At 46.4% G+C, this 26356-nt stretch carries 27 protein-coding genes; 7 read left to right on the top strand and 20 right to left on the bottom strand.

All coding sequences use genetic code 11. The features are described 5' to 3' along the window. Window positions 1–103: 103 nt before the first annotated feature. From Q8K48_05780 to nrfD, 3 genes are all read left to right on the top strand, one after another. On the top strand, window positions 104–1072 hold the full coding sequence (locus Q8K48_05780) for a hypothetical protein (protein MDP1851910.1): 969 nt from the start codon (window positions 104–106) through the stop codon (window positions 1070–1072). 78 nt (window positions 1073–1150) lie between these two features. Continuing rightward, window positions 1151–2014, top strand: coding sequence for a 4Fe-4S dicluster domain-containing protein (locus tag Q8K48_05775; GenBank protein MDP1851909.1), 864 nt, complete (start codon window positions 1151–1153; stop codon window positions 2012–2014). Then, entirely contained in the window at window positions 2011–3864 is a 1854-nt protein-coding gene (gene nrfD / locus Q8K48_05770) for an NrfD/PsrC family molybdoenzyme membrane anchor subunit (protein MDP1851908.1), read from the top strand. Before Q8K48_05775 ends, nrfD begins: the two co-directional genes overlap by 4 nt. A 4-nt stretch (window positions 3865–3868) precedes the next feature. Here nrfD and Q8K48_05765 read toward each other — a convergent pair whose 3' ends face one another. Genes Q8K48_05765 through Q8K48_05755 form a run of 3 tightly spaced genes read right to left on the bottom strand, consistent with a single transcriptional unit; the run spans window position 3869 to window position 5526 of the window. Then, entirely contained in the window at window positions 3869–4498 is a 630-nt protein-coding gene (locus tag Q8K48_05765) for a DUF3159 domain-containing protein (protein MDP1851907.1), read from the bottom strand. Next, window positions 4495–4938: a dUTP diphosphatase gene (gene dut, locus Q8K48_05760; protein ID MDP1851906.1), complete on the bottom strand. Its 444-nt coding sequence runs from the start codon at window positions 4936–4938 to the stop codon at window positions 4495–4497. Before dut ends, Q8K48_05765 begins: the two co-directional genes overlap by 4 nt. A 3-nt stretch (window positions 4939–4941) precedes the next feature. After that, window positions 4942–5526 (bottom strand): PaaI family thioesterase, encoded by a 585-nt coding sequence (locus Q8K48_05755; GenBank protein MDP1851905.1) that lies wholly within the window; start codon window positions 5524–5526, stop codon window positions 4942–4944. A gap of 30 nt (window positions 5527–5556) precedes the next feature. Here Q8K48_05755 and Q8K48_05750 point away from each other — a divergent pair, with 30 nt between their 5' ends. Further along, entirely contained in the window at window positions 5557–5997 is a 441-nt protein-coding gene (locus tag Q8K48_05750) for a DUF3093 domain-containing protein (protein ID MDP1851904.1), read from the top strand. Here the strand turns inward: Q8K48_05750 and Q8K48_05745 are convergent. From Q8K48_05745 to Q8K48_05720, 6 genes are all read right to left on the bottom strand, one after another. Continuing rightward, window positions 5994–6290, bottom strand: a complete 297-nt coding sequence (locus tag Q8K48_05745; GenBank protein ID MDP1851903.1) for a DUF4193 domain-containing protein — start codon at window positions 6288–6290, stop codon at window positions 5994–5996. The genes Q8K48_05750 and Q8K48_05745 overlap by 4 nt on opposite strands. A gap of 97 nt (window positions 6291–6387) precedes the next feature. Beyond that, entirely contained in the window at window positions 6388–7854 is a 1467-nt protein-coding gene (gene hflX / locus Q8K48_05740) for a GTPase HflX (protein MDP1851902.1), read from the bottom strand. Beyond that, a complete protein-coding gene (gene dapF, locus Q8K48_05735; GenBank protein MDP1851901.1) occupies window positions 7847–8644 on the bottom strand; it encodes a diaminopimelate epimerase in 798 nt (265 codons plus the stop codon). The genes hflX and dapF overlap by 8 nt, the downstream gene beginning before the upstream one ends. A gap of 2 nt (window positions 8645–8646) precedes the next feature. Further along, the gene (miaA, locus tag Q8K48_05730; GenBank protein MDP1851900.1) at window positions 8647–9555 is read right to left on the bottom strand and encodes a tRNA (adenosine(37)-N6)-dimethylallyltransferase MiaA; all 909 of its coding nucleotides are present in this window, start codon (window positions 9553–9555) and stop codon (window positions 8647–8649) included. Further along, window positions 9552–10973 carry a tRNA (N6-isopentenyl adenosine(37)-C2)-methylthiotransferase MiaB gene (miaB, locus tag Q8K48_05725; GenBank protein ID MDP1851899.1) on the bottom strand — a complete coding sequence of 474 codons (1422 nt, stop codon included), beginning with the start codon at window positions 10971–10973 and terminating at the stop codon, window positions 9552–9554. Before miaB ends, miaA begins: the two co-directional genes overlap by 4 nt. A gap of 21 nt (window positions 10974–10994) precedes the next feature. Continuing rightward, complete coding sequence (locus tag Q8K48_05720; GenBank protein MDP1851898.1) at window positions 10995–11756, bottom strand: class II glutamine amidotransferase; 762 nt, start codon at window positions 11754–11756, stop codon at window positions 10995–10997. A gap of 58 nt (window positions 11757–11814) precedes the next feature. Here Q8K48_05720 and Q8K48_05715 point away from each other — a divergent pair, with 58 nt between their 5' ends. From Q8K48_05715 to Q8K48_05705, 3 genes are all read left to right on the top strand, one after another. Next, window positions 11815–13362, top strand: coding sequence for an amino acid permease (locus Q8K48_05715; protein MDP1851897.1), 1548 nt, complete (start codon window positions 11815–11817; stop codon window positions 13360–13362). Window positions 13363–13453: 91 nt separating this feature from the next. Further along, entirely contained in the window at window positions 13454–14812 is a 1359-nt protein-coding gene (locus Q8K48_05710; protein ID MDP1851896.1) for a glutamine synthetase family protein, read from the top strand. A gap of 7 nt (window positions 14813–14819) precedes the next feature. Next, the gene (locus Q8K48_05705; GenBank protein ID MDP1851895.1) at window positions 14820–16178 is read left to right on the top strand and encodes an aldehyde dehydrogenase family protein; all 1359 of its coding nucleotides are present in this window, start codon (window positions 14820–14822) and stop codon (window positions 16176–16178) included. On the opposite strand, the gene Q8K48_05700 is transcribed toward Q8K48_05705, so the two are convergent. The 11 genes from Q8K48_05700 to Q8K48_05650 all read right to left on the bottom strand — a co-directional run bounded on the left by Q8K48_05700 (window position 16175) and on the right by Q8K48_05650 (window position 26321). Continuing rightward, window positions 16175–16912 (bottom strand): type 1 glutamine amidotransferase, encoded by a 738-nt coding sequence (locus tag Q8K48_05700; protein MDP1851894.1) that lies wholly within the window; start codon window positions 16910–16912, stop codon window positions 16175–16177. The two genes, Q8K48_05705 and Q8K48_05700, sit on opposite strands and share 4 nt — an antisense overlap. Next, window positions 16909–17700: an SDR family NAD(P)-dependent oxidoreductase gene (locus Q8K48_05695; GenBank protein MDP1851893.1), complete on the bottom strand. Its 792-nt coding sequence runs from the start codon at window positions 17698–17700 to the stop codon at window positions 16909–16911. The genes Q8K48_05700 and Q8K48_05695 overlap by 4 nt, the downstream gene beginning before the upstream one ends. Before the next feature lie 39 nt (window positions 17701–17739). Next, complete coding sequence (locus tag Q8K48_05690) at window positions 17740–18708, bottom strand: acyl-ACP desaturase (GenBank protein ID MDP1851892.1); 969 nt, start codon at window positions 18706–18708, stop codon at window positions 17740–17742. Window positions 18709–18745: 37 nt separating this feature from the next. Further along, window positions 18746–19429, bottom strand: coding sequence for a tRNA (guanosine(37)-N1)-methyltransferase TrmD (trmD, locus tag Q8K48_05685; protein ID MDP1851891.1), 684 nt, complete (start codon window positions 19427–19429; stop codon window positions 18746–18748). Then, window positions 19426–19929 carry a ribosome maturation factor RimM gene (gene rimM / locus Q8K48_05680; GenBank protein ID MDP1851890.1) on the bottom strand — a complete coding sequence of 168 codons (504 nt, stop codon included), beginning with the start codon at window positions 19927–19929 and terminating at the stop codon, window positions 19426–19428. The genes trmD and rimM overlap by 4 nt, the downstream gene beginning before the upstream one ends. An 18-nt stretch (window positions 19930–19947) precedes the next feature. Then, the gene (locus tag Q8K48_05675) at window positions 19948–20187 is read right to left on the bottom strand and encodes an RNA-binding protein (protein MDP1851889.1); all 240 of its coding nucleotides are present in this window, start codon (window positions 20185–20187) and stop codon (window positions 19948–19950) included. A gap of 2 nt (window positions 20188–20189) precedes the next feature. After that, on the bottom strand, window positions 20190–20822 hold the full coding sequence (rpsP, locus tag Q8K48_05670) for a 30S ribosomal protein S16 (GenBank protein ID MDP1851888.1): 633 nt from the start codon (window positions 20820–20822) through the stop codon (window positions 20190–20192). A gap of 132 nt (window positions 20823–20954) precedes the next feature. Further along, the gene (ffh, locus tag Q8K48_05665) at window positions 20955–22382 is read right to left on the bottom strand and encodes a signal recognition particle protein (GenBank protein MDP1851887.1); all 1428 of its coding nucleotides are present in this window, start codon (window positions 22380–22382) and stop codon (window positions 20955–20957) included. Window positions 22383–22394: 12 nt separating this feature from the next. After that, a complete protein-coding gene (locus Q8K48_05660) occupies window positions 22395–24671 on the bottom strand; it encodes a [protein-PII] uridylyltransferase (protein ID MDP1851886.1) in 2277 nt (758 codons plus the stop codon). A 10-nt stretch (window positions 24672–24681) separates the two neighbouring features. Further along, window positions 24682–25020 (bottom strand): P-II family nitrogen regulator, encoded by a 339-nt coding sequence (locus Q8K48_05655; protein MDP1851885.1) that lies wholly within the window; start codon window positions 25018–25020, stop codon window positions 24682–24684. Further along, window positions 25020–26321, bottom strand: a complete 1302-nt coding sequence (locus Q8K48_05650; protein MDP1851884.1) for an ammonium transporter — start codon at window positions 26319–26321, stop codon at window positions 25020–25022. The genes Q8K48_05655 and Q8K48_05650 overlap by 1 nt, the downstream gene beginning before the upstream one ends. Window positions 26322–26356 lie beyond the last annotated feature (35 nt).

Genomic DNA, 26356 nt, shown 5'->3' with positions numbered 1-26356 from the left:
GAGTGCGTTAAGCATCAATGTGTTGCCTACCCGACTCAGTGAAGTATTTGAGATGGTAACCCAAGAACAAATAGAGTCTTTTTACACTTAAATGGAGGAAATAATGATTAGTTCAAAGATTAAATCAAGGCGTGGAGTTGTTAGTGCAATTGCGCTAACGGCAGCCGCGTTACTGACTTTAACTGCCTGTGGTGGTTCAAAGGCCGACGAGGCAGCAGATCCAGTTGATACAGCTATTGCCCTAGTTGAGGCCCTTCCAGCGGGACAGTGGATCTCTAACTTTAGTGACTATAAGGAGGCAGTCAATTGGGATGCCGCCGAAGTACTAGCGTTAGATTTAGGCGCAGGAACAATATCGCCTTCAAATCTAGTTCTCCAGGCAGGTTTGCCCTATGAGATCCAAATTATGAACAGCGACACTGTCGACCATACATTCTCGGCGTTAGATTTCATGCGCGCTTCAGCTGTTCGCAAAGTTGAATCCCCTGGAGCAGAGGTAAAGATGCGTCTCTTCAAAGATATAACAATATTCGCGGGAATGACCATGAATCTTTTCGTTGTGCCAGTTATCCCCGGCGTATTAAAGATGGAAAACCTCATTGATGGTGCTTTAACAGCTAGCGGAACAATTTCAGTTGAAGGTACTGCTCCAACTACACCAGCACCAGTTATTGAGAGCGTTAGCACTGTCGGTGAAATTGCAGGTGCAGATGCACTTATTGCCGCAGCTGATTGGGATTCGGCAGCAACTATTACAGAAGAAATGGGAGATAACGGTGACGCTCACTTTTACAAGACCAAGATTATTAATCTCAAATTAAATGAGCCAGTAATCCTCACTTTTGCAAACAATGGAAATACTCTCCATGTCTTCGAGGCAGAGGAGTTCTTGATGACTTGCGCTGCTTTTAAGATTACTAGCACAGAGGGAAGTGTGACAGGCGGCATCATTCGTCCATCAGACCTTGAAGTTGGTGGAGCTGCAAATCTCTACATTATTCCAACTAAAGCAGGAACATACACTCTCCTCGATGAGGGTACTGACATGAAAGCAACAATCGTAGTCAAGTAGTTAGGAATCCCCTGGGGCGATCCCCCAGGGAGTTTCTATTTTAATAATTGAACCACTGAGAGAATTAGAGGCCAGGCAATGTTAAATAAAGGCGTAAAACGTGGAATTAGAAAAGATTTAGGACTAACTCCCGCAGGCGACCCCTGTGTGGAGGAAGCGGATCTATCACGGCGAAATATGCTCTATGGACTTGGCGCTCTCGGAGTTGCATCTATGAGCGGTGCGCTAGGTTTAATAAATTATTCCGAAGAAGCGCAAGCGGTGACTTCGAATTCTCTAGAACATCAATGGTGTCGAGTCATCGATCTTCGGGCTTGTACGGGTGAGAGGAAGTGTGTCTCAAGCTGTCAAACGCGACATGGACTTCCACCTGAGCAGACATGGATGCGCGTTCTCTCCTGGCAAGATGAGGTCGGGAAAGAATTCTTCATGCCAGTGCCTTGTCAGATGTGCGAAAATCCCCCCTGCTTGGATGTATGTCCTGTCAGCTCTACATTTCGCACACCTGAAGGCATTGTCCTTGTCGATCAGGAAACCTGCATCGGCTCTCGAGCCTGCATGGCGGCATGTCCTTATGAAGCTCGATATTTCAATTGGAGCAAGCCAGCTGAGACAAATCGAATGCCCGCTCCATCACCTAACACACCCGAATTTCCAAAGAATCAATTGGGCACTGTAGGTAAATGTGTGCTTTGTGCTGATCGGATGCCCTATACAAATGAACTGCCTTCCTGTGTTGACGCCTGCCCCAATGGAGTTCATTACATCGGTGACTTCGTAACCGATGTAGCGGTCAATGGCCGTAAAACTGTAAAACTTTCAACGTTCCTAAGTGAGAACAACGCAGTTCGATTTAAGGAAGAACTTGGTACGAATCCACGCACCTACTACATCTTAGGTAACGGACAACCTCTTGGTGGTCCAGAAGGAGCCGTCAAATGATTACAACTGCCGACCCGATTCAAGTAGCGATTCGACCATTTAAAAAAGCAAGTGTTAAGTTTTGGATTGCGATTGGTGTACTTAGTGCAATTGTACTTGTTGGAATTTTCGCTTGGGTAATTCAATTACGTCTAGGTATGGGAGCAGCTGGTTACACAGATCGTTCTTTTTGGGCGATTTATATTGCCGATGTTGTCGCCTTTATCGGCGTTAGTTATGGTGGGGCCGTTGTTTCGGCAATCCTCTTAATTACTGGAGTCTCCTGGCGTGCCCCGTTAGCTCGATTATCGGAGGGAATGGCCGTGGTTACAGTTTTGATTGGCGCGGCACTGATTGTTCCTCACCTTGGCCGCCCAGATCGTCTAATGAATATGTTTTTGCAACCTAACTTTAAATCGCCAGTTTTTTGGGATTTTGTCGCGATTACGACATACATGCTTGCATCCTTCGTATTCTTCCTCGTTCCACTCATTCCAGACATGGCAATTTTACTTGAAGAACATCCGAATGAGCTCGGTAAGCGTCGAACAACTCTTTATAAATTCTTTTCGAAAGGCTGGATTGGCTCAAACAAACAACATAAAACCTTACATGGGGCAATTACGATTCTCGCAATTTTAATCATTCCTTTAGCCGTTTCTGTGCACTCCGTCCTCTCCTGGGCATTTTCCTTAGTAAGTCGTCCAGGTTGGCATGAGAGTATCTGGGCCCCCTATTTTGTTATCGCCGCACTATATTCGGGAGTGGCTTTAGTCATCATTGTCACTGCGGCTTTCCGACGTGGATATCATTTGGAAGAATTTATTCATGAACGCCATTTCATTCGTCTCGGATTCCTAATGGCCGCACTCGGAGCAACATATCTATATTTAACTTTTGCCGACATTTTGCCAGGTGCTTATCTTGGTGAGAGGGGCGTAAGTCAGGTGGTCTTCGACACAATTGCCGGTAAATTTGCCATTTCCTTTTGGCTCTTTATAATCGCTGGAGGTGTAGCTCCAATTATCCTTGTAGCGCTCCCACAGACTCGAAATATCTGGGGCATAGTCATTGCCTCGGTCCTAGTCGTAATTGCGTTGTGGCTTAAGCGACTAGTTATGGTAATTGAAACCGCGCATTACGATCGTTTAACCCAGTCTTTCGGTGATTACTACCATTTCACATGGATTCCTATAGCAATCACGCTCGCGGCAACTGCAGCAATCCCGCTGTTGCTTATGCTCCTCTTCCGAGTTTTTCCCATTCTTGCAATCAATGAGATCCAAGAAGCCGAGAGCGAAGAGGAAGCTCTTCACGCTTCAAAATCCACATCCATGGCAATGAAAGCCTCAGTTGGCGCTTTCATTCTTGTTGCCGCTGTTAGCGCAATTAGCATCGTTGGCGCAACCCCCTCTGTTGCAGCACAAGACAACCTATCTCTCACTGCCGTAACAAGTGGGGCTAAAGTCACTCTCACCGCCACCGTTCTCAATGGAATGGTTCCTGTGTATGACGCACCGGTTGATTTTTACGAGAGTACTAAAATGTTTAAGCCAGGAACAAATCCGATTCCACTTGGGCGTGAGCTAACTGATATAAATGGCATCGCCAGTCTGACTTACACTTCTGTTGTTAACGGTCCAAAGAATGTATCGGTTACCTACTATGCAGATGTAGAAGGTGAGCCGGCCATCGCTTCCACTGATATTGATATAAACGGGGCAATTTCCCCCTACGAAGAAAGAGCGCCTAAAGTTCTTGCTGGAGCTGGTCAAGTGCTAGTCAAGGTTTTATTCACACTTGTCTTCATAGTTTTCGTGACTGTTATCGCGCAGATTGTAAGACTTCGCCGCGTAATGCGACTTCAATAAAACCTTAACTCTTAGCCGCCCCATCAGTGTGAACCGGTGGGGCGGTTTTGATTACGAGCCAGGATAAATAGGCTGCTGCAAAAAAGAGCGGATAGCCCATTGCTAGATTAACAGTTCCTAATAAATTAACGTTTCCACTGCGATAAATCGGATACTGAATAGCAACGCGCAGGAAGAACATCGCAACCCAAATCCAACTCGCACGTATGTATGCTTTTTTTCGCGCCGAGTCGTTTCTCCAAAGAAAATTCTCTCCGAGCAATGGACCTAATACAACGCCAAGAATCGGCCAACCAGCAAGATTACCTAATAAATATGCGCTGCCATAAGCCAAATTAGTCAGAAGTTTTGGAATATAGAAATCTGATGCATCACCGCTTTTGTTAGCAAAGTAAGCACATATTAGTACGCCCAGTAATCCAGAGATGGCATGTTGAACCGTATCTCTCTTTGCTAAACGCAGAATTGCTAAAAGCATTGAAAGAATGACTGCATATGTAAGCGCCACTTTGAGTTCATTGTTAATATTAAAAACTATAAGAAAAACTATTGCGGGAAGGCCGGAATCAATAAGACCTTTCTTGCCGCCAAGGGCGCTCATTACCTTGTCACGATCTTGATTATGTCCGCTCATACACTCCCCGTCGATCCAAATCCAGCACTACCGCGCTCCGATTCCGGAAGTTCGGTTACTTCTATAAACTCAGCTCGCTCAACTCTTTGAATAACTAACTGAGCGATGCGATCACCTTTTTTAAAGGAGATCTCCACTTTTGGATCGAGATTTATCACAATACATGAGATCTCTCCACGATAACCCGCATCGATGGTGCCAGGGGCGTTGACTAACGTGACCCCATGTTTAATCGCCAAACCTGAACGTGGGTGAACAAGAGCGACAAATCCATGTGGAAGTGCGATTGCAATTCCAGTCGGAACTAGTTGACGTTGGCCGGGGGCAAGAGTGAAATCAATTGCCGACACTAAATCTGCACCGGCATCTCCCGATTTGGCATAGCGTGGGAAAGGAAGCGTCGGATCAAGTCGAGAGATGAGAACTTTGACCTCACTCATTTCTTAAGGATTTATCTCGAAATCAGGGTCAACAAATGCCAATAACTCTGGCCTCTTGGAGATATGTTCTAAATACTCTTTTGGAGCGTTATTGAGAAAGTGATCCATCGGAACAATTACATAGAGTGCAGCGGCGCGAACTACCAAAGGACCATCTGGCGAATTAAGTCGGCCTTCAGCCTTTGTGTATACCTTTCTATTTACTTGACCCGTTATCTGGGCGCTGATGTGCAGCGTAGATCCCATCGGTACCGGTTTTAAGAAGTCAGTCTCAAGACGTGCAGTAACTGCTGGGGCGCGCAGTAGCCACATGAGTTTTCCAAGTGCTTCATCAAGTGCCAGCGACAACATGCCACCATGTGCTAAGCCCGGTGCGCCTTGATGATTTTCTGTAATTGTAAACTTCGCCGTTATATCTAAACCATCGCCTGCATAGGCAACTAAGTGAAGACCTGTTGGGTGTAGTTCTCCACAACCAAAACAGTGACCGAAGTGCGAGGGAATTTTTGAGCCAATAGGCGGGGCTTTGGGGTGGCGCTCTGGAATCTGGGCACCCTCTGGGGCCCCTGTACTTGCAATCCGACTCATGTGCCTAGAGTATCCGATACCGTAACTCCTATGCACTATAGAGAAGTTGTTCGTATGCCAGTGTGGTTACTGGCGTTAATTTACTTTTTTCTGCTCTCACTTGTTCTCTCGATTTGGGCAGCGCTCGGTGATAGAGCTGGGCTCATCTCACTCATCTTTACAAGCGCGCTTTTACTTCTTATCGCATTAAAAAGTGCAATGGTGATAGAGATTGATTCAGAAGAACTTCGAGTCGGTAATGCCCACATACCTTTTGAATTTTTAGGAAGCGCAGTCGACTTATCGATTGCAGATATGCGAAAACTTCGTACGAGAGATGCTGACCCGGCTGCTTATCTTGGTATCCGATTTTGGACGCCAACTGGTGTAAAAGTTTTGGTTAATGATGTACGAGATTCAACACCATATTGGGTTGTCAGTAGTAAAAAAGGTGATGAATTAGCAAAGGTTTTAAACTCTTTTACTAATTAGAAACACTCTTTACATACTGCCTTTGCACCTTCACCCTTTGCAAGCTGGGTTATATGGTGAACTAAGAAGCAACGTGAGCAAGTAAATTCATCCTCCTGTTTTGGAACCACGCGGACGGCAAGTTGTTCACCTGAGAGATCGGCACCTGGAAGCTCTAGATTTTCAGCGGCTTCTGCTTCATCAACATCAATTTGGCCGGATTGAGCATCGACACGTTTTGCTTTTAACTCTTCTAACGACTCTTCGTGGAGTTCTTCATCAGTTTTTCTGGGTGTGTCGTAATCTGTTGCCACTGCTCTCACCTCGATTCCTTGTTCTCAATAACTGCCTTCGGGCGCATCATGGCTTATTACGTCGGCGTTGGTTGATATAACCTTCGGCGTGTCGGAGTTATTCCCCACTCACCAGGGCGATGTCTATCGCCTGAGCTAGCCCCGCGTCAACTCGAGCGTGAATGGCCGTTCCAGCCTCACCGTACTCCTCTGAAAAAATCTCACCTTGTTCATGGATAGCGTGAACTAAATCACCACGGCTGTATGGAATTACCGCTTTAATCTCAATTGTAGGGCGAGGCAGCGAGCTCTCAATCGCTTGCACTAATGCCGCTACTCCAAAACCCGTGCGTACTGAGAAGGCAAAACTATTTGGCTCTTTGCGCAATATCTCCATCACTACATGAGGATCTGCGATATCTACTTTATTGATTGCAATTATCTCTGGTATTTGCTCGCCACCAACTTCTTGAATGACTTGACGTACTGCACGAATTTGTTCAAAAGGATCTGAGTGAGAACCATCGACAACATGCACAATTACATCGGCATCTGCAACTTCTTCTAAAGTTGATTTGAAAGCATCAATGAGTTGATGAGGCAAGTGACGTACGAAACCAACAGTGTCAGTCAATGTGTAAACGCGCCCTTCACTAGTTTGTGATTTTCGTACAGTCGGATCCAAAGTAGCAAATAACGCATTTTCAACTAGCACACCAGCATCTGTCAATCGATTCAGTAGAGAAGATTTACCAGCATTTGTATACCCAGCAATTGCAACCGATGGAATATTAAATCGCTTACGCTCTTGACGCTTTGTATCTCGCGAAGTTTTCATCTGCGCAATCTCACCACGCAGTTTCGCCATCTTGTCGCGGATTCGACGACGATCTGTTTCAATCTTTGTCTCACCTGGTCCGCGACCACCAATTCCAGCGCCACCTGCGGCACGACCACCAACTTGGCGTGAGAGCGAATCTCCCCAACCGCGAAGTCGTGGAAGCAAATATGCAATTTGTGCTAACTCTACTTGCGCCTTACCCTCTTTACTTTTCGCATGTTGCGCAAAAATATCCAAGATCAATGCGGTGCGATCGACAACTTTTATTTTAACCTTTTCTTCTAGTTGTCGAAGTTGCGAAGGCGAAAGTTCGCCATCACAAATAACCGTATCGGCACCTGTTGCTATAACAACTTGCCGAAGCTCTTCTACTTTTCCCGACCCAATGTAAGTCGCAGGATCGGGCTTATCGCGGCGCTGAATTAAACCATCAAGAACTTCCGAGCCCGCAGTTTCGGCTAAAGCTTTAAGTTCTGCTAAAGAGTTCTCGGCCATTGCAGAGTTACCTTCGGTCCATACTCCTACTAGCACTACGCGCTCGAGTTGAAGCTCGCGGTATTCGGCCTCAGAGATATCTTGAAGCTGCGTTGAAAATCCTTTAACCCGTCGCAATGCATGGCGCTCGGATAATTCAAGTGTCGGATCTATTAATTCATCGCTTTCACTTGCATCATATTCGGCGGCGATGCGTGCGCTTTCACGCATTAACGCATCAAACTCATCACCTGCTTGATTGTTAGGCACTTAAATACTCCGAAATATCCACATCTTTGACCAACACTGCTGGACCAATCAGAGTGGCATTTGAATGTCCATCAATGGTGACTTCTAGTCGACCACCTGGTGGATTAATAATCCACGTGGATGGAAGGCGCGATTTTGTGTGAATGCTAGCTGCCAATGCAACGGCACATGTCCCAGTTCCGCAGGAGCGAGTTTCACCACTGCCACGCTCATATACACGCATGGAGAGCTGTCGCTCCCCAGTAATCTGAACAAACTCGACATTTACGCCTTCTGGATATGAATCCCGTGGGCGTACGACAGGTGGTTCAAGAAGTGGACCAACCTCACTTAGTTCATCTACAAAGACAACGGCATGTGGATTTCCGATACTAATGTTGTAACCGTTCCATACATGAGAGTTCGCGGCCGCGGTGATTGTTTCAGCCTTGTCAGTAACTTGACCCATATTGACTGAAATATCCCCCACCATTGGTACGCGTAAATGTTTAACTCCGTCGCGAGTATTAATTGGAAAAATACCTTCAGGCATATGTCCACGTTCAACTAAGTATCGGGCCATCACGCGAATTCCATTACCGCACATCTCTGCCACCGAGCCATCAGCGTTGCGATAATCCATAAACCATTTCTCATCGCGCTTAACTATGCGAATAAGACCGTCGGCGCCGACTCCGGACTCACGATTGCAAATCGCTGCCGTTTGGGCAGTAGTGATGGAGTGTTCATCCTCAGGATCGAATACCAAAAGAAAATCATTTTCAGTGCCGTGGCCATATGTTGCAATCATTGCTACGAGTCTAACTTCTTTAAGTGCGCAAGAACGGTCTGTAAGTGTGGCTGAACTGGTGAAATCCATGTGATTCGTGCATCGCGCGAAAACCAGGTCTCCTGCCGACGCGCATATTGGCGAGTTGCACGCTTAGTATCTTCGCGCGCCTCGTCTTGACTCAATCTTCCTTCTAAGTGGGCGATTATTTGCGAATATCCAAGAGCAAGTTGGGCCGTTCGTCCATCTTTAATACCACGTCCTATGAGGGTTTCGACTTCGGATACGAAGCCTTCATCCCACATACGATCTACGCGCGAACTTATTCGCTCATTTAACTTTTCGCGATCCATAACTAAACCAAACTGCACAGCATCTGGATATCTCGTACTTGCCTCACGTGGAAGGTTTGCAGTAAATGGCTTTTCAGTGATTTCAATAACTTCCAAGGCTCGGATGACACGACGAGAATTCGCCCTATCAATAGCAATCGCCGCGGCTGGATCTAACTTTTCCAATCTTTCAAAGAGCGCGTTAAGTCCAATACTCTCCACCTCTTTTTCAAGTCTTTCGCGAACAGCGGGATCAGTATCTGGAAAATTGAGTTCATCCAAAATCGACTTAATGTAGAGTCCGGTCCCGCCGACAACGATTGCACTCTTACCTCGAACATGAATATCAGTAATTGCTGCGCGCGCAGCGCTTTGATACCAAGCAACCGTTGAGTCTTGATTGACATCTAAAACATCTAAAAGGTGATGAACAATTCCTTCCCGCTCTTCAACGTTCAATTTTGCAGTCCCAATATCCATTCCGCGATAGATTTGCATTGAATCGGCATTTACGATTTCTCCATCGAAGTGATGGGCAAGTGAAATCGCTAATTGGCTTTTACCAGTCGCAGTTGCCCCACAAACCACAAGTAACTTCATCTGGAGATCGATGGCATTCCAAGCATCGTTGAGGCTTTGGAGGTTTCCTTATTGCGCGCCTCATGCGCATCTCCTCCACGTGTTCGGCGTACCGTGCTTGGGGTTCCGATCAAATAGTGTGCAGATGCATCAGTAATTCTTACTTCTACTTCATCTCCGGGGCGTGCGCTGGACGTGTTATCAAAGTGCACCAGACGGAAATCTTCGCTACGACCAGTAAGACGCTCCTGAACAATATCTCGTCGCCCTTCATGACTTCCGACTAAAACTTTGTAATTTTTACCAATGGCTTCTTGATTCACCGATAAGGAAATTAACTGCTGATGATTATGTAATCGGGTATAACGCTCCCCAACAACTTCACTAGAAATTTGATTCGGCATTGTGGCAGCGGGTGTACCGGGACGAATTGAATACTGATATGTATACGCCGCCGCAAAACGCGCCTGCGTACATACATCTAAAGTCGCTTGAAAATCGCTCTCGGTTTCACCCGGAAATCCAACAATGATGTCCGTTGTGATCGATGCATGGGGCATCGCATTTCGGACGCGCTCCAAGATACCTAGATATCTATCGGTTCGGTACGAGCGTCGCATTGACGCTAAAATTGAGTTCGATCCTGATTGCAAAGGCATATGCAAATGTGGCATTACATTTTCGGTCTCAGCCATGGCTTCGATGACATCGTCAGTAAAATCGCGTGGGTGCGGAGACATAAACCGAACACGTTCTAGGCCCTCGATGGTTCCGCACTCGCGAAGTAAGTTCGCGAAGGCATAACGATCACCAAAATCAACCCCGTAGGCATTTACATTTTGCCCGAGCAGAGTTATTTCAATAACCCCTTGATCAACGAGCGCCCGGACTTCGTCGAGAATATCTTTAGCGTTTCGATCCTTTTCTATTCCTCGCAGCGCAGGCACAATGCAAAAAGTGCAGGTGTTATTGCATCCAACGGAGACCGACACCCATGAAGAAAAAGCCGATAGTCGACGAGCAGGCAACGTCGATGGAAAGTGTTCCAAGGCCTCTAAAATTTCAATTTGAGACTCTTCTTCGATCCGCGCACGCTCAAGTAAAATCGGCAGAGATCCGACGTTATGTGTACCAAATACAACATCAACGTAAGGAGCTCTCTTTAAAATTGTGGCCTGATCTTTTTGTGCCAAGCATCCACCAACTGCGATCTGCATCGCAGGATTTAATTTCTTAATCGGGGCTAGAAAAGAGAGATTTCCATACAATTTATTGTCGGCATTCTCTCGAACTGCACAAGTATTGAAAACGACGAGATCGGCAGTCTTACCCTCTAAAACCGGGATGTAACCCGCCTCATCTAAAATCCCGGCGATCCGTTCGGAGTCATGAACATTCATCTGGCAGCCGTACGTTTCAACACTATAAGTACGGTTCATGTGCCTATCGTAGAGCCTGAATTAGAGGGCTATAACGTCAATCTCAAAGGTTGAGCGATTTACTACTGCCATGTGGTGATTTTTTAGCTCTTTCCAACCAGGCTGATCCCAGCCAGTTGATGCAAATAACAGACCTTCAGGACTTGCCAAGTATTTAAGCTCATAATAATCATCGACGGCCCATTCAGGCTTTCGATCTGCATTGTGCTCACTTACAACGACAAAATACTCTCGATTCATGAGCATGCAGTTCAAACTAGTCGTATCGCCGTGCTCTTTAATTATTGACAGTGCGCTTTTAACCCCATCAACCAGACCTAGCTTTTCAACTTCGGTCATCACTAAATAGAAATATCTCTCGCTATCTGTATCTCCAACAATGAGTGGAAGAAATTTTGAATCAATGAAAGGAGCAATCGCATCAGGCGGAAAAATTGAGCCATTATGGATAAAGGAGTAGTCACCATACATAAATGGGTGGGTATTATTTTCGCTAATAGATAAGCCCTTTGTCGCCCAACGTAAATGCAAAAGTGCGCCATCGGCCGTATTTTCAGCAACTGTCGCGTCAAAGGAGTCACTTGTGGCCGCCGCCTCCACCTTCTTTTCCACAACCGTATGCGCCCCACCTTGATCCACCGTTGAAAGACCCCAGCCATCGCAATGTCTGGATGAAAGGGCTACAAACTCCGAAAAACCAGAGCCGACAATGACAGGAAATGAGGTCTTACTCTGCGACACGTAACCCATTAATCGGCACATTTTTGCGCAAACCCCTGTCATTTAAGTCACACTATGGGGTAGAAATGCTATACCCCAAAAGCTCAAGGAGGAGCATAACTTGGCACCTATAAATAATGATGAAAAAAGGCTAAATGAACTTGGTTATAAACAGGAGTTAAATCGCAGCTGGTCTGGCTTTTCAAACTTTGCGATTTCATTTTCGATTATTTCAATCCTCGCAGGGTGTTTTACGACCTTTGGTCAGGCATGGAACAACGGCGGCCCAGTTGCAATCTCAATTGGCTGGCCACTTATCTCTCTATTTATTCTTATTATCGGGTTTTGTATGTCAGAGCTTGCTTCGGCATATCCAACATCCGGTGGAATCTATTGGTGGGCATCTGCACTCGGTGGACCTAAGGCGGGATTTTTCACCGGTTGGTTGAACTTAATTGGCCTTGTTGCAGTTACCGCATCAGTTGGCTATGGCGCCGCCAGTTTCTTAAATGTTCTACTTGGATCTCAGTGGCCAAGTTATGCCACTGACTTCCTCGGCGGCGACTACATCAAACAGCAGTTCTTCCTCTTTGTAGCGATTATTCTCGTTGTCACATTAATAAATATCTATAGCGGACATCTACTCGCGCTCGTTAACAACATCTCAGTCTGGTGGCACGTCTTCGGCGCCGCGATCGTCGTTGGAATCCTTCTGATTGTTCCAAGTGATCATCAGACACTCTCCTGGATGTATACCACAAGAATTAACAGCTCTGGCTTTGGCGATAATTGGTACTGGATCTATGTGCTGCCGCTTGGGTTCCTGTTAACTCAATACACAATCACTGGCTTTGATGCATCTGCACACTTGTCTGAAGAGACTCACGGCGCTGATACCAATGCCGCCAAGGGAATTTGGAAGTCGATTTTCTACTCGGCAATCGGTGGGTATATCTTGTTGATGGCATTTTTATTTGCTGCAACTGACGTTGATACGATTAGCTCGTTTGATCCTGCGGTTAACCCCTTTGGTGGAGGATCTGTCATTGCCATCCTGTATACCGCACTCGGCGGTGGAATCGCATTTAAGACAGTTATGATTATTACCGTTGCCGGTCAGATTTTCTGTGTCACCGCTTGCTTAACATCTTGTTCACGCATGATGTTTGCATTCTCTCGAGATGGTGCGGTACCGGGAGCCAACTTGTGGAAGAAAGTCAATAAACACCATGTGCCGTTGAATGCAGTTCTTGCATCAGCCTTCGGCGGAGTGGTTCTTACTCTTCCTGCCCTTTGGAAGAGTCCAAGCGGTGCGCCAACTGCATTTTATGCAGTTGTCTCGGTTACCGTAATCTCTCTTTATCTCGCATTTATTATTCCAATCTTCTTACGTCTTAAGGCTGGAGACTCCTTCAAGCCTGGACCGTGGACACTTGGATCAAGATATAAGTGGATGTGTACCATTGCCGTTGCTGAAATTGCAATTATCTCTATCTACTTTATTCTGCCATTCTCACCTGCAGGTACTCCAGGAAATGCAGATTTCACGTGGACTGCAGTTAACTATGCACCGATTATTACTGGAGGCGCTTTATTAATCCTACTAATCTGGTGGAACATGTCGGCTAAGAAATGGTTTACTGGCCCACGTAGCAATATCAACTCATAAAAGAGTACTAACACTAGGAAAACCCTTGTCACGTAGGTGGCAAGGGTTTTCTTTTGTAGATTTCTTTAACGCAAGTAGATAGCATCACCTCATGAAATCAATGTCGATTGAAGCGTTAAAATCAGGAGTAGCCGACGGATCGATTGATACTGTCGTGGTTGCAATGACCGATATGCAGGGCCGTTTAACTGGCAAGCGCATACATGGTCAATTCTTCTTAGATGAAGTCCTAAAACACGGGACCGAAGGTTGTAACTATTTACTGGCCGTGGATGTAGATATGAATACGGTCCAGGGCTATGAGATGTCCTCATGGGAGCGCGGTTACAGCGACTTTGCTTTAGTGCCGGATATGAGCACTCTACGTTTAATTGATTGGCAGCCAGGGGCGGTCATGGTTTTAGCTGATGTTCAGTGGCTAGATCACACCGATGTCGTCGCATCTCCTCGCCAGATTTTGCGCAGACAAGTAAAAGCGCTTGCAGATGCAGGCATGGAGGCGATGTGCGGTACCGAATTGGAGTTCGTAGTTTTCAAAGATACATATGAAGAGGCATGGAATAAGTCCTACCGTAATCTAATTCCAGTAAATCAATACAACGTGGACTACTCAATTTTGGGCGGTTCACGGATTGAGCCACTCTTGCGTCGTATCCGCCTCTCGATGGCAAATGCAGGAATGACCGTTGAGTCAGTAAAAGGTGAATGTAACTTTGGCCAACATGAGATCGCATTTAAATACTCAGATGCCCTTTCAAACTGTGATAACCACGTTGTTTATAAAAACGGTGCTAAAGAGATTGCCGCTCAAGATGGTTATGCACTGACTTTTATGGCGAAACCAAATGAGAAGGAAGGCAACTCTTCTCACATCCATCTCTCATTCCGAGGCCTTGATGGCTCGTTGGTAATGGCCGATGAGAATGATAAAGAACAGGGAATGAGTGATGTGGGGCGCCAATTTATAGCGGGCCAGATCGCCCATCTACGAGAAATGACGCTTTTATTTGCACCAAATATCAACTCGTACAAGCGTTTTGTTCCCGGCTCATTTGCACCCACGGCAATCCGCTGGGGTCGCGATAACCGCACTTGTGCACTTCGACTTGTTGGACACGGACCATCTCTGCGGCTAGAAAACAGAACCGCTGGCGGAGATGTGAATCCTTATCTAGCTGTTTCTGGAATTATTGCCGCCGGTTTAGATGGGATTAAAAATAAATTAGTTCTCGAGCCGGCATTTCAGGGAAATGCCTATGCATCTGATTCAGCCCGCCTTCCATCATCTATGCCTGAGGCGCTAGGGCTCTGGGAAAATAGTGCGTGGGTTAAGGAAGTATTTGGCGCTGAAGTTCAAGCACATTATGCAAATATGGCCAAAATTGAAATCTCCGCTTACGGTAAAGCAATTACCGATTGGGAACTATTCCGCAACTTCGAAAGGTTTTAAATCTAACGTGTCTACTTCATACGATGTAATCAATCCTGCCACCGAAGAGATTGTTAAGAATGTTCCCCATTTAGATTTAGAGGCAACTGATCATGTAATTGCACAGGCTGCCAAGGCCTTTGAGACATGGCGCCACATCGCACCCGGTGAGCGTGCACGGTTACTCCGACGTTTTTCACAAGTGGTAAGCGATCACCGAGAAGAGTTAGCCCAGATTGAGATTACTAACTCTGGCCATACTCGCGGCAATGCGCTGTGGGAGGCAGACAACGTTGCTAATACTTTGATGTACTACGCCGCTGCGCCAGAGCGTCTCTTTGGCCGTCAGATCCCAGTTGCCGGTGGCATCGATGTAACCTTTAAAGAACCTCTCGGCGTAGTTGGCATTATCGTTCCTTGGAACTTTCCAATGCCGATCGCCGGATGGGGTTTTGCGCCAGCCTTAGCTGCAGGTAACACCGTTGTTTTAAAACCTGCCGAATACACTCCTCTTTCTGCAATCCGCTTAGGAGAACTTGCTCTGATAGCTGGAATCCCAGAGGGTGTATTTAACGTTTTGCCAGGAAAGGGAAGCGTTGTTGGCAATCGCTTTGTTACGCATCCACTTGTACGCAAAGTTGTATTTACTGGCTCAACCACCGTTGGAAAACAGATTATGGTCGGCTGCGCGGAGCAAGTTAAACGTGTAACCCTCGAACTTGGTGGTAAAAGCTCAAATATTATTTTCGCCGATGCCGATATTGAGAAGGCCGCAGCAGGTGCACCGGGTGCAGTATTTGATAATGCAGGACAGGACTGCTGCTCTCGCTCGCGAATTTTGGTGCAGAAATCGGCATTTGATAGTTTCATGGAACACTTCGAAGTTGCAGTTAAAAAATTCCGAGTTGAAGATCCAAATCTTTCAACAGCTGAAATGGGACCGCTTATTTCAAAAAAGCAGTTTGATGTTGTTGAGTCTTTTCTAGATGAGCCGATCGCATTTAAAGGCAGTTCACCAACCGGTCCGGGCTATTGGATGGCACCGACGGTTTTGTTGCCTAAAAATACACAGGCACGTTCGTGGCGCGAAGAAATCTTTGGGCCAGTTGTATCGGTGATGGTATTTGAAGACGAGGCCGAAGCAATTTCAATGGCCAATGACAGCGAATATGGCTTATCGGGTTCTATCTGGACTCGTGATATCGGCCGAGCACTTCGCGTCTCGCGTGGAATTGAGACAGGGGCTCTGTCAGTTAACTCCAACTCATCGGTGCGTTTTTGGACACCATTTGGAGGTTTTAAGCAGTCAGGTCTTGGGCGCGAACTTGGGCCAGATGCACTTGATTCATTTACCGAAGTGAAGAATGTCTTTATTTCAAACGATTAGATACGTACTATCGGCGCGGTCGCGACTCGATCAAGAAATTGATCAACTAAGTCGTAGCCGCGCTGATTGCTTTCTAACTCCAATGATTTCGTCTGCTTTCGTAACTCTTCAACATCCACACCTTCAGCCTCAACTTCGGCAACTCCGCCCTCCATTGCAAGCCACATATCTAAAACATGTAGGTCAATCTCAGGGTGAAACTGCACTCCAAAGGTGCGTCCAAATACATAAGCCTGTGGACATAGTTCATTGCGAGCGATTTCAGTAGAACCCGGCGGAAATGTAAATCGATCCCAGTGATATTGAAACCACGGTCCACGCGGTACAAGGGTCTCATCAACGCTCTCAATTTCAAACCATCCAAGTTCACCGCGAGGAGAGCGTGAAACCGTACCGCCTAATACCCGTGACATAAGTTGGCCGCCAAAACAAATTCCCATGATAGGAATGCCAGCGTTATGAACCTCTCGCATCTTTTGAACTTGAGGTAAAAGCCAGTTTCCAATTCGCGCATCATCGTAAGCTGCATATGGAGCACCCATTAAGACCACTACGTCAAAGGTAAGTAAATCCGGCCACTCTGGACTCACATTGGGAGTTTTAGCATTTTCCTCATCGACGATAATGAATCGCGAAATTTCATAACCCCGTCTCTCGAACTGCGCCCAGATCGGACCACCCGCACTGACATGGTCATGCTCTATAAAAATTACACGCTTTGTTACCTGACTCATGAATACATCACTAATCCACCTGAAATATTGAGATCCTCACCGGTCGTACCGCCAGATCTTTCACTTGCAAAAAATAAAACTCCCTGTGCAATGTTTTCTGGTGAAATAAATTTTCCTGTAGGAACCATTTCCTGCCACTTCGTATTCATCTCTTGCGGCGAAACGCTTTCTCGACTGGCAACTTGGGCGATTACACCATCAAGGCGTGGCCCTTCAACAAAGCCAGGTGAAATGAGATTTACCCGAATGTTATGCCTAGCAAGCTCTAAAGCTAAAGTTCGCATCATTCCTACCATGCCAAGTTTTGACGCGGCATAGACACTGCGGTCAATGAGCGGTCGTTTTCCAGTAATAGAGCCGATGAAGATAATCGATCCAGTTTTGCGCTCAAGCATTGAAGGTATAACGGCTTTAGAAACTAAGAATGGTGCTTTCAGATTCGTATCAATTCCCTCATCCCATTCAGCCTCACTGAGCTCCCACAAACGAGCGGATTTTCCAGTTATTCCACTGTTGTTAACTAAGATATCAATCTGACCGTAAATCTCTAGCGATGAATTAACACACTGCTGTATTTCTGTTGAGTTCAAAACATCCATGTGTGAGACATAAGGAGCAGGTCCGCACTTCAATTCAGTGATTATTCGAGACGTTTCATTCAGGGCCGACATATCTCTTCCAGTAAGAATGAGTTGAGCGCCTTCCTGCGCTAATGCGATACTGATTGCTCGACCAATGCCTCGGCCCGCACCCGTTACAAGCGCAACTTTATTCTTTAACTCTTTCATTCTCATCCTAATCCCTACAAGGTTACTTACTTAGCCCAATTATTTCAAGAGCCGGTGCGGCTCCTGCCCCCGTGCAACCAAACGTTCAAAATAAACTTCACGTTTTTCATTAAAGCGACTGGCCTCCTGTGCAGTTTTATCAAGGAAGAAAGCTAAATCATCACGAGCTTTAAGGCCATCTCCAGTCAGATCAGTACGTTCAAAAATCTTCCATGCACGCAAAACCGGTGCAATGACCTCATCCAAATGCTGCTGCATGTCATAAATTCCAGCCAGTGCAATCTGCACCGCCTTGCGACCAAAGCCTGGCATGTTCGCACCAGGCATTCCAAAGTTAGTTACTACGTCGGTAATTGCTCGCATCGTCGCATTAGGCTCCAGATCTAACGCTGCGCTGAGAGTATTACGATAGAAAAGCATGTGAAGATTTTCATCTAAAGCGATACGTTGCATCATGTTTTCAGCGATCGGATCATTTGAAATCTTGCCGGTATTTCGATGCGAAATACGTGTGGCTAGCTCTTGGAAAGAGACATAAGCGATTGTGTGCACCATATCGTTTTCATACGGCGTTTGATAACCCAATGACATATGGGCCAAGCGCAGATCTTCGAGTTCATACGGATCAACTCCACGAGTCGCCATTAAGTAATCACGAATAACAATGCTGTGGCGCGCCTCTTCGGCAGTCCAGCGTTCAATCCATGTTCCCCATGCCCCATCGCGGCCCATAGAGATAGCAATCTCTGTGTGATAACTCGGCAAATTGTCTTCGGTTAAAAGATTTAAAACTAAAGAGTCTTGAGCAACGGGAGTTAATCGTGAATCTTTTGCCTCCCACGCATCACCATTGAGTGGACCAGCAAAATTCCTGCCCTCCGACCATGGGACATACTCGTGTGGATACCAGTTCTTTTGAACGCTTAAATGCCGTTCGAGTTCAACTGTGACTACTGGTTCGAGATCGCGAATTAACCGTGCTTGAATCTCATCGGCTTCATTACCCATGAGCTAACGTTATGGTAAAACCGGCATTACTAGCGAGTTAGATATTTTTTTCGGCGCGTTTTCTGGCTTGTTCAGCACGCCACTTAGCGATTTCTCCATGATTTCCACCTAATAAAATCTCAGGAACAGGGATATCTCGCCAGTTTGATGGTTTAGTAAAGTTTGGGTACTCGAGGTAGCCATCTTCGTTATGTGACTCCTCATTCAAAGATAGTGGGTTTCCAAGCACACCAGGTAAAAGACGTGTAATTGCTTCAATCATGACTAAGGATGCAACTTCGCCCCCGCCTAAAACATAATCGCCAATCGAAACTTCATGCACACGGATATTTCTCGATGAATAGAGTTGCGTTGAATAGTGTTGGCGAACTCGATCATCGATACCTTCATAACGACCACAGGCAAATACAATGTGTGAAGCTGAAGATAAAGCTTCCGCCATGGGTTGATTAAATCGCTTTCCGGCTGGAGTTAGAATAATTAAATCAGTGTCTTCAACCATCAGTGGATCAAGAGCCAATCCCCAAACTTCAGGCAGCATCACCATTCCAGCACCGCCGCCGTAAGGTGTGTCATCCACTGCATGGTGATTATTATCTGCATAACTACGCAAATCATGAATATGAAACTCAACTATTCCAGCCTCACTTGCTTTGCCTAACAACGACAATTTTAGTGGCGCAAAATAATCGGGGAAGATTGTTACAGCCTCTATTTTCATGTCGTAACCTCGCTCATAATAGGAGGTATTACAACTAAACGTTTTGCCGTGATATCTACTATTGGCACAAGTTGATGAACAAATGGAATTAACACTTCGTTGTGTTGAGTTTTAATGGCTAATAAATCTTGGCTTGGCAGATTAATGACATCGGTAACCTCACCAAATAGAAGACCATTTTCAAGAAAAGCTTGGCAACCAATTAACTGGAGGACGTGGTATTCATCGGCATCCTCGCGAACTTCATTAATATTAACTTCGGCGTACAAAAGCGTATTGCGAAGTTTTTCAATCTGATTTCGATCGTTGTAGCCGGCAAAACCCAAGAGCAAAATTCCATTATGCACTCGCCCTGAAGTGATTGTTAAAACCCCATGCTCGTCACTTTGCAGTTTTTCACCGACGGCAAAGCGAGTATCTGGATCATCACTTCGAACTTCAATAGTCGCTTCACCCAGGATTCCATGGGCTCGACCAATTCGCCCTACGAGTAATCGCATGGCTATTTAAGACGTTACTTAATTAGGTTCGTCGCTCTCGACAAGATCCACACGTACTGTGCGACCTGCGAGCGCGCTAACAACAGTGCGCAGCGCTTTAGCGGTGCGACCATTGCGTCCAATTACTTTGCCGATATCTTCAGGATTTACACGAACCTCAAGAGTTGTTCCACGACGATGCGTCTTTTCAGTAACGACGACATCATCGGGATTATCGACGATCCCTTTTACTAAATGCTCGAGGGCCTCATCCATCATAATTATTCGGCAACCGCTTCTGTTTCAACTACAACATCTGTAGTCACTTCTGGGGCTGGAACCTCGGACACAACCACAACTTCTGCAGTCACCTCTGGAGCTGGTGTCTCAAGCACTGCTTCGGTAGTCACAACTTCAGCTGGAACCTCGGACGACTCTAGAATTTTTTCTGGTTCGGACACAGCTTCCACCGGGTTCGCCTTTGCAGCTAACTTCTCCTGCGCCTTCTTCTTTAATGTTGTTGCGCCCTCTTTAGGCTCATCCATTGCATTCTTAACTGCAGCCTCGTAGGCAACATGCTTTCCTACTCGTGGTGCTGCAACGCGAAGAGTGCCCTCAGTTCCTGGAAGTCCTTTATGCTTTTGCCAATCTCCAGTAATTTTCAGAAGCGCCTCTACTGCCTCGGATGGTTGAGCTCCAACACCGAGCCAGTACAGAGCGCGCTCTGAGTTAATCTCAATAAGAGATGGCTCTTGTCCTGGAACATAACGACCGATCTCTTCAATCGAAAGACCGTTGCGTGCTTTGCGTGAGTCAGAGACCACGACGCGGAAAAACGGTGTGCGGATTTTGCCCATGCGCATTAAACGAATTTTTGTAGCCAAGAAAGGTATCTCCTGTTGTATGTATGTCATATCTCTTCGACCACAGCGGGGTGCGTGGAGAAATCGATGCAACTATCGGTCTTATGGATGTTGAGAGAGGGTAGAGGGCCTCTTCAACAGGGTGCTCATTCTGCCATCTAGAGCCTAAATACGCGAAATCCCTTATTGTGACTCTTCAAGGGCACGCTTAGCTGGATTACCAGATTTAGACTTCTTTTTAGGAGCGCTCACTGGGGCTTTTACTGGTGGCATTCCCATCCCGCTCATTCCAGCAGGCATCGCCCCGTTTCGAAGCTGCTTCATCATCTTCTGTGCCGCACTAAAGCGATCTACGAGATTATTGACATCTGAAACCTTGCGCCCAGCCCCCAAAGCGATACGCGCTCTGCGAGAGCCATTGAGAATTTTTGGCTCCCGACGCTCGTTCGGAGTCATCGATTGAACAATTGCCGTGGTGCGGGAAATTTCGCCCTCATCAAAGCCCTCTATCTGCTTTTTAAACGCCCCAGAACCTGGCAACATCCCCATTAATTTAGAGATAGATCCCATCTTTGACATAGCACTGAGTTGCTCCAGGAAATCCTCCAGAGTGAAATCCTCGCCACTTGCAAACTTTGCTTCTAGTTTGGCAGAGGTTTGAGTATCAAATGCCTTCTTTGCAGATTCAGCCAGAGTTGCAACATCACCCATGCCTAAAATTCGAGATGCCATTCGCTCTGGATAGAAAATATCAAAGTCAGTTAGTTTTTCACCGGTCGAAGCAAACATAATTGGACGTTTTGTCAATGATGCAATCGAAAGTGCTGCACCACCGCGCGCATCTCCATCGAGTTTAGTTAAAACAACGCCATCAAATCCAACTCCATTTAGAAATGCCTGCGAAGTGCGGACGGCATCTTGGCCAATCATTGCATCAACAACAAATAAAATTTCATCTGGTTTAATCGCATCGCGAATTTCACTTGCCTGTTTCATTAAATCTGCATCAACACCTAAACGTCCAGCGGTATCGACGATAACCATGTTGTACAACTTTGCTTTAGCAAAGGCCACCCCTGCACGCGCAACTTCTACAGGATCGCCCACACCATTACCAACTTCAGGCGCAAAAACCGGTATTCCAACGCTCTCACCTACGACTTGAAGTTGGGTCACTGCATTTGGACGTTGTAAATCAGAGGCGACAAGTAAGGGAGTGTTGCCCTGGTCAGAATAGAATTTTGCCAATTTACCAGCCAAAGTAGTTTTGCCCGCACCTTGGAGACCTGCCAACATGATGACCGTTGGTGGATTTTTTGAAAAACGTACTCTGCGGGTTTGACCGCCAAGTATTTCAATGAGTGAAGCATTCACAATCTCGAAGACTGCATTGGCTTGGCTAGTACCAGATTGAATTGTTTCAAGTGCAGCCGTTGCTTTAACCGATATTTGAGCTATAAAAACCTCAACAACTTCTAGCGCCACATCAGATTCAAGTAGAGCCTCTCGAATCTCTGCACACGTTGATTCAATATCGCCCTTAGATATTTTCCCGCGAGTGCGTAGTGATGTAAACGTGGCACTAAGGCGCGTAGTAAGTGTGTCAAACATGGTTCACTAAGCCTACTTCAGGGCTAAGCGCAGTTTCGCCGTTACCTCTTCAGCTCGCGCACTGCTCAAAGCCCCCCCACCTAGCTCAGTGACGTAGAGGGTATCGATCGCCTCAGCACCTAAAGTGGTAACTATTGCCGAATTAATATCGACTCTAGATTGGGTAATCGCCGAACCAATTCTAAATAGGAGTCCGGGTCGGTCATGGCTTCTTACCTCAATAACCGTGGCATCGGTTGCCGCGTTGTTGAAATAAACAATTTCAGGAGGCGGTACAGGAATACTCGGAATTGTTGCGTAGGCCTTGGCGCGAGCAATCAATTTTTCCTCCACAAGAGTTGAATCTTCAAATGCCTTCACAATCTCATTTCGCAGTTTTACCTGCGTCATCTCTGGAGCGTGCGGCTCTGGCGTAACGATCCAGTACATTACGGCCGATGGTCCATGGCTCTTTGTACGCGCTGATTTAACATCTAAGCGCGCAGTATTGAGCACTCCTGCAACTAGAGAAAGAAGGCCGGGTTTATCGGGTGAAACAATTTCAATGGAGTATCCACTTGCGTGAGGTGCAAGATTTACCGTTAAAACGCCAGTTTGTGCCATCACTAATTGTTCTTGAGTAAGTGCCGGCTGCTCGGCAATCATAGATCCCGACATTGTGCGTCTGACTCGATTTACTAGATCGCCCACCAGAGATGCCTTCCAGTCACTCCAGCCTGTACTCCCTGTCGCTTCCCCATCGGCGATGCTCAAAGCGTGCAAGAGTTCAAGGGTGTTCAAATCGGGAATAACTTCAATAATTGAAGCGATTGTTGCTGGATCATCTAAATCACGACGCGTTGCAGTTGCAGAGAGTAAAAGGTGGTGCCTCACTAAAATTTGAAGTGTAGTGACATCGGCTGATGTGAAACCTATTCGAGCAGCAAGTGGAGCGATTAATCGTTCTCCGCGAACAGAGTGATCTTCGATCTCTCCTTTACCAATGTCATGAAAGAGCGCTGCGAAAAGCAATAAATCCGGTCTATGTACTTTTCTCGTTAACTTTGCGGCCTGTACAGCGGTTTCAACCATATGTCGATCAACAGTGTGATGATGCAGCGCATTTCGCTGAGCCAAAGATCGAAGTGGGCGCCATTCAGGGATCCACCAGAAAATTATCTCCTCTTGATCAAGGCTTTCAAAAATTCGAACCATCGATTCGCCAGCGCCAATAAGTGCAATAAGGTTCTCTCTCGCCTCACGTGGCCAGGGAGTCGGCAATGTGCCGCTCCCATTTATCAGAGATTCGGTAATCAGGGCACAGGTTTCCAGTGCAATGGGTAAACCTAGCTGAGCAGCCGTTGCCGCCGCACGTAGCCCGATAACGCGATCTTTAGAAAATGAGATTAGTGGGTCGATGACAATCTCATTACTGCTGACGCTAATGTTTTTCGCCACAGAAACGGTCCGAGGTTTTCGTAAATAACGACCTAGACCATCTCGCCCTTTGTGATCGAGTAAATGCCACGTGTACTCAAGAAGATAATCAACTAACCGTGCCGCTTTTGCGACTTCGCTCATCATGGCATCGGCATCGATATAACCAAGTGCAGAGGCAACTTTGTCCTGCTCTTGAAAAAGCAGTCGATCTTTGTTGCGCCCAGTAGTTGTGTGCAACGTTTCGCGCACGTTATTGAGTGTTGATTCAGCCCAACTGATGCGTTCAAGCGGCACAGGAACGCTGCCAGATAATGCAATAGCACGCAGAGCACTGATATCGCGTAATCCCCCGCGTGCCTCTTTTAAATCTGGTTCAAGAAGATAGGCCAACTCCCCTGAGCGCTCGTGACGAATGGCCATAGAAGTTTTTAACTCTGGAAGCCGTGCGCGCGAATTTCTCTGCCATGTCTTTAGGTTTTCATATAAGACACTGGCAACCATGCTGGCATCGCCGGCAATCAATCGGATATCGAGTAAGCCAAGTGCCACTCTTAGATCACTTGTAGATGCTTTGCCAGTCTCGCTTTGTGTCCGTACCGAGTGATCGACAGAGAACTTATCCCACAGTGGGTAAAGGAGAGCATTAACAAATGCAGCGAGTTTTTCATGTGAAAATTGCCCTTGATGAAGTATCAGAATGTCCAGATCCGAGCCAGGTGCAAGCTCTCCACGACCATAACCACCAACTGCCGCTAGCGCTACTCCTTTCTCGCCATTAACTTTTAAGTATTCGTTTGCAGAGCTGTAAAAAAGTGAGTGAAGAGCGCGATCGCTCTCGTTCGACCGCTCTCTTCTCTCACGCGTACCCATGTGCTCTATCTTAGATTGCCTCCGACCCGCGTTCACCCGTGCGAACACGAACAACTTGATCTACTGGTGTGGTCCAAACCTTTCCATCACCAATTGAACCTGTTGAAGCAGCTTTGACAATCACATCAACAACTGAGTCTGCATCGGCATCATCAGTTAGAACTTCAAGGCGAACTTTGGGCACTAGGTCAACGGTGTATTCAGCACCTCGATAAACCTCAGTATGACCTTTTTGACGTCCGAAACCACTGGCCTCTGACACGGTCATTCCAGTTACACCATGTGCTTGAAGTGCATTCTTGACATCCTCTAACTTAAATGGCTTTAAGATTGCAGTTATAAGTTTCATTAGAACGATCCTCCTCGTGATGAACTAGACATTTCATAGGCGGTTTCTGCATGTTCGTTCAAATCTATGCCCTCTACCTCTTTGTCGGACTTGATGCGGAAACCAATTGTCTTTTCAATTGCAAATCCAAGAATCAAAGTTACGACAAATGAATATACTGCAACCATTCCAACTCCGAGAGCCTGCTTTGCAAGAAGAGCAGTACCCCCTCCGTAGAAGAGTCCATCTAATCCAATGCTATTGACAACGCTTGTGCCAAACAGACCTATAGCAAGAGAACCCCAAACCCCACCAACTAAGTGAACTCCGACAACATCTAGAGAATCATCAAAGCCGAACTTATATTTAAGTCCGACTGCAAGTGCACAGAAAATACCGGCAAATAAACCGATTACAACTGCGGCCCAAGGAGCTACAAATGCACAGGCAGGGGTAATTGCCACCAAGCCTGCAATTGCACCAGAGGCTGCTCCGAGCGATGTCGCATGTCCATTACGTAGTTTTTCAACTATCAACCAGCCAATGAGTGCACCAGCAGTTGCGACCTGAGTATTTATGAATGCAAGTCCTGCAGTTCCATTGGCAGCTAAGGCAGAACCGGCATTGAAACCAAACCACCCAAACCACAAGAGACCCGAACCCAATAGAACAAGTGGCAATGAATGTGGCCGCATTGACTCTTTGCGCCATCCAACTCGCTTACCTAAAACTATCGCAAGTGCTAGAGCGGCCGCTCCTGCATTGACGTGCACCGCAGTACCACCCGCAAAATCTTCAAGACCTTTGCCTGCAAGAAAGCCGGTTCCCGTAACCGTATCGCCGACCTTATTTCCAAATGCAAAGACCCAGTGAGCAACTGGGAAGTAAACAATCGTCGTCCAGATTGTGACAAAAACAGCCCACGAAACAAACTTGGCCCGATCTGCAATCGCTCCAGAGATGAGCGCTGGCGTAATAATTGCGAACATTAATTGAAAAGCTGCAAAAACTAGAACTGGAATTGGATAGATTCCTCCGTTATTGGTGAAATCATTTACCATTCCGCCCAGACCAGAAAAAGAAATATTTCCATACCACGGTGAATCCGCCTTATATCCAAAGGATAATTCAAAACCGTAGATAACCCACAAAATACTTACGATGCCGATTGTTATAAACGACATCATCATCATATTTAGAACACTCTTCGTTCGAACCATTCCACCATAAAAAAATGCGAGTCCTGGTGTCATGAGTAGTACGAGAGCCGTGCTTGCTAACATCCAAGCCGTATCGCCAGAGTTCAAAACTGTTTCGGTCATAAGAGCCATCTTTCGAGTAATAAATACAAGAGTTC

It is taken from the genome of Candidatus Planktophila sp. (assembly GCA_030681675.1).
Classification (GTDB): Bacteria; Actinomycetota; Actinomycetes; order Nanopelagicales; family Nanopelagicaceae; genus Planktophila.
The sequence above is the reverse complement of the archived record's forward strand: the minus strand, read 5'-3'. Positions and strand labels throughout refer to the sequence as shown.

Bases quoted from the DNA above. Each gene is read 5' to 3' on its own strand.
- rimM (MDP1851890.1), bottom strand. From the start codon at position 19,929: ATGCGATTACTCGTAGGGCGAATTGGTCGAGCCCATGGAATCCTGGGT.
- ffh (MDP1851887.1), bottom strand. From the start codon at position 22,382: ATGTTTGACACACTTACTACGCGCCTTAGTGCCACGTTTACATCACTA.
- Q8K48_05675 (MDP1851889.1), bottom strand. From the start codon at position 20,187: ATGATGGATGAGGCCCTCGAGCATTTAGTAAAAGGGATCGTCGATAAT.
- Q8K48_05650 (MDP1851884.1), bottom strand. From the start codon at position 26,321: ATGACCGAAACAGTTTTGAACTCTGGCGATACGGCTTGGATGTTAGCA.
- Q8K48_05765 (MDP1851907.1), bottom strand. From the start codon at position 4,498: ATGAGCGGACATAATCAAGATCGTGACAAGGTAATGAGCGCCCTTGGC.
- Q8K48_05780 (MDP1851910.1), top strand. From the start codon at position 104: ATGATTAGTTCAAAGATTAAATCAAGGCGTGGAGTTGTTAGTGCAATT.
- Q8K48_05775 (MDP1851909.1), top strand. From the start codon at position 1,151: ATGTTAAATAAAGGCGTAAAACGTGGAATTAGAAAAGATTTAGGACTA.
- Q8K48_05695 (MDP1851893.1), bottom strand. From the start codon at position 17,700: ATGAAAGAGTTAAAGAATAAAGTTGCGCTTGTAACGGGTGCGGGCCGA.
- nrfD (MDP1851908.1), top strand. From the start codon at position 2,011: ATGATTACAACTGCCGACCCGATTCAAGTAGCGATTCGACCATTTAAA.
- dapF (MDP1851901.1), bottom strand. From the start codon at position 8,644: ATGATTGCAACATATGGCCACGGCACTGAAAATGATTTTCTTTTGGTA.
- Q8K48_05660 (MDP1851886.1), bottom strand. From the start codon at position 24,671: ATGGGTACGCGTGAGAGAAGAGAGCGGTCGAACGAGAGCGATCGCGCT.
- Q8K48_05755 (MDP1851905.1), bottom strand. From the start codon at position 5,526: ATGAGTCGGATTGCAAGTACAGGGGCCCCAGAGGGTGCCCAGATTCCA.
- Q8K48_05690 (MDP1851892.1), bottom strand. From the start codon at position 18,708: ATGGGTAATGAAGCCGATGAGATTCAAGCACGGTTAATTCGCGATCTC.
- Q8K48_05750 (MDP1851904.1), top strand. From the start codon at position 5,557: ATGCACTATAGAGAAGTTGTTCGTATGCCAGTGTGGTTACTGGCGTTA.
- miaB (MDP1851899.1), bottom strand. From the start codon at position 10,973: ATGAACCGTACTTATAGTGTTGAAACGTACGGCTGCCAGATGAATGTT.
- Q8K48_05720 (MDP1851898.1), bottom strand. From the start codon at position 11,756: ATGACAGGGGTTTGCGCAAAAATGTGCCGATTAATGGGTTACGTGTCG.
- miaA (MDP1851900.1), bottom strand. From the start codon at position 9,555: ATGAAGTTACTTGTGGTTTGTGGGGCAACTGCGACTGGTAAAAGCCAA.
- Q8K48_05655 (MDP1851885.1), bottom strand. From the start codon at position 25,020: ATGAAACTTATAACTGCAATCTTAAAGCCATTTAAGTTAGAGGATGTC.
- trmD (MDP1851891.1), bottom strand. From the start codon at position 19,429: ATGAAAATAGAGGCTGTAACAATCTTCCCCGATTATTTTGCGCCACTA.
- Q8K48_05700 (MDP1851894.1), bottom strand. From the start codon at position 16,912: ATGAGTCAGGTAACAAAGCGTGTAATTTTTATAGAGCATGACCATGTC.
- Q8K48_05710 (MDP1851896.1), top strand. From the start codon at position 13,454: ATGAAATCAATGTCGATTGAAGCGTTAAAATCAGGAGTAGCCGACGGA.
- dut (MDP1851906.1), bottom strand. From the start codon at position 4,938: ATGAGTGAGGTCAAAGTTCTCATCTCTCGACTTGATCCGACGCTTCCT.
- rpsP (MDP1851888.1), bottom strand. From the start codon at position 20,822: ATGACATACATACAACAGGAGATACCTTTCTTGGCTACAAAAATTCGT.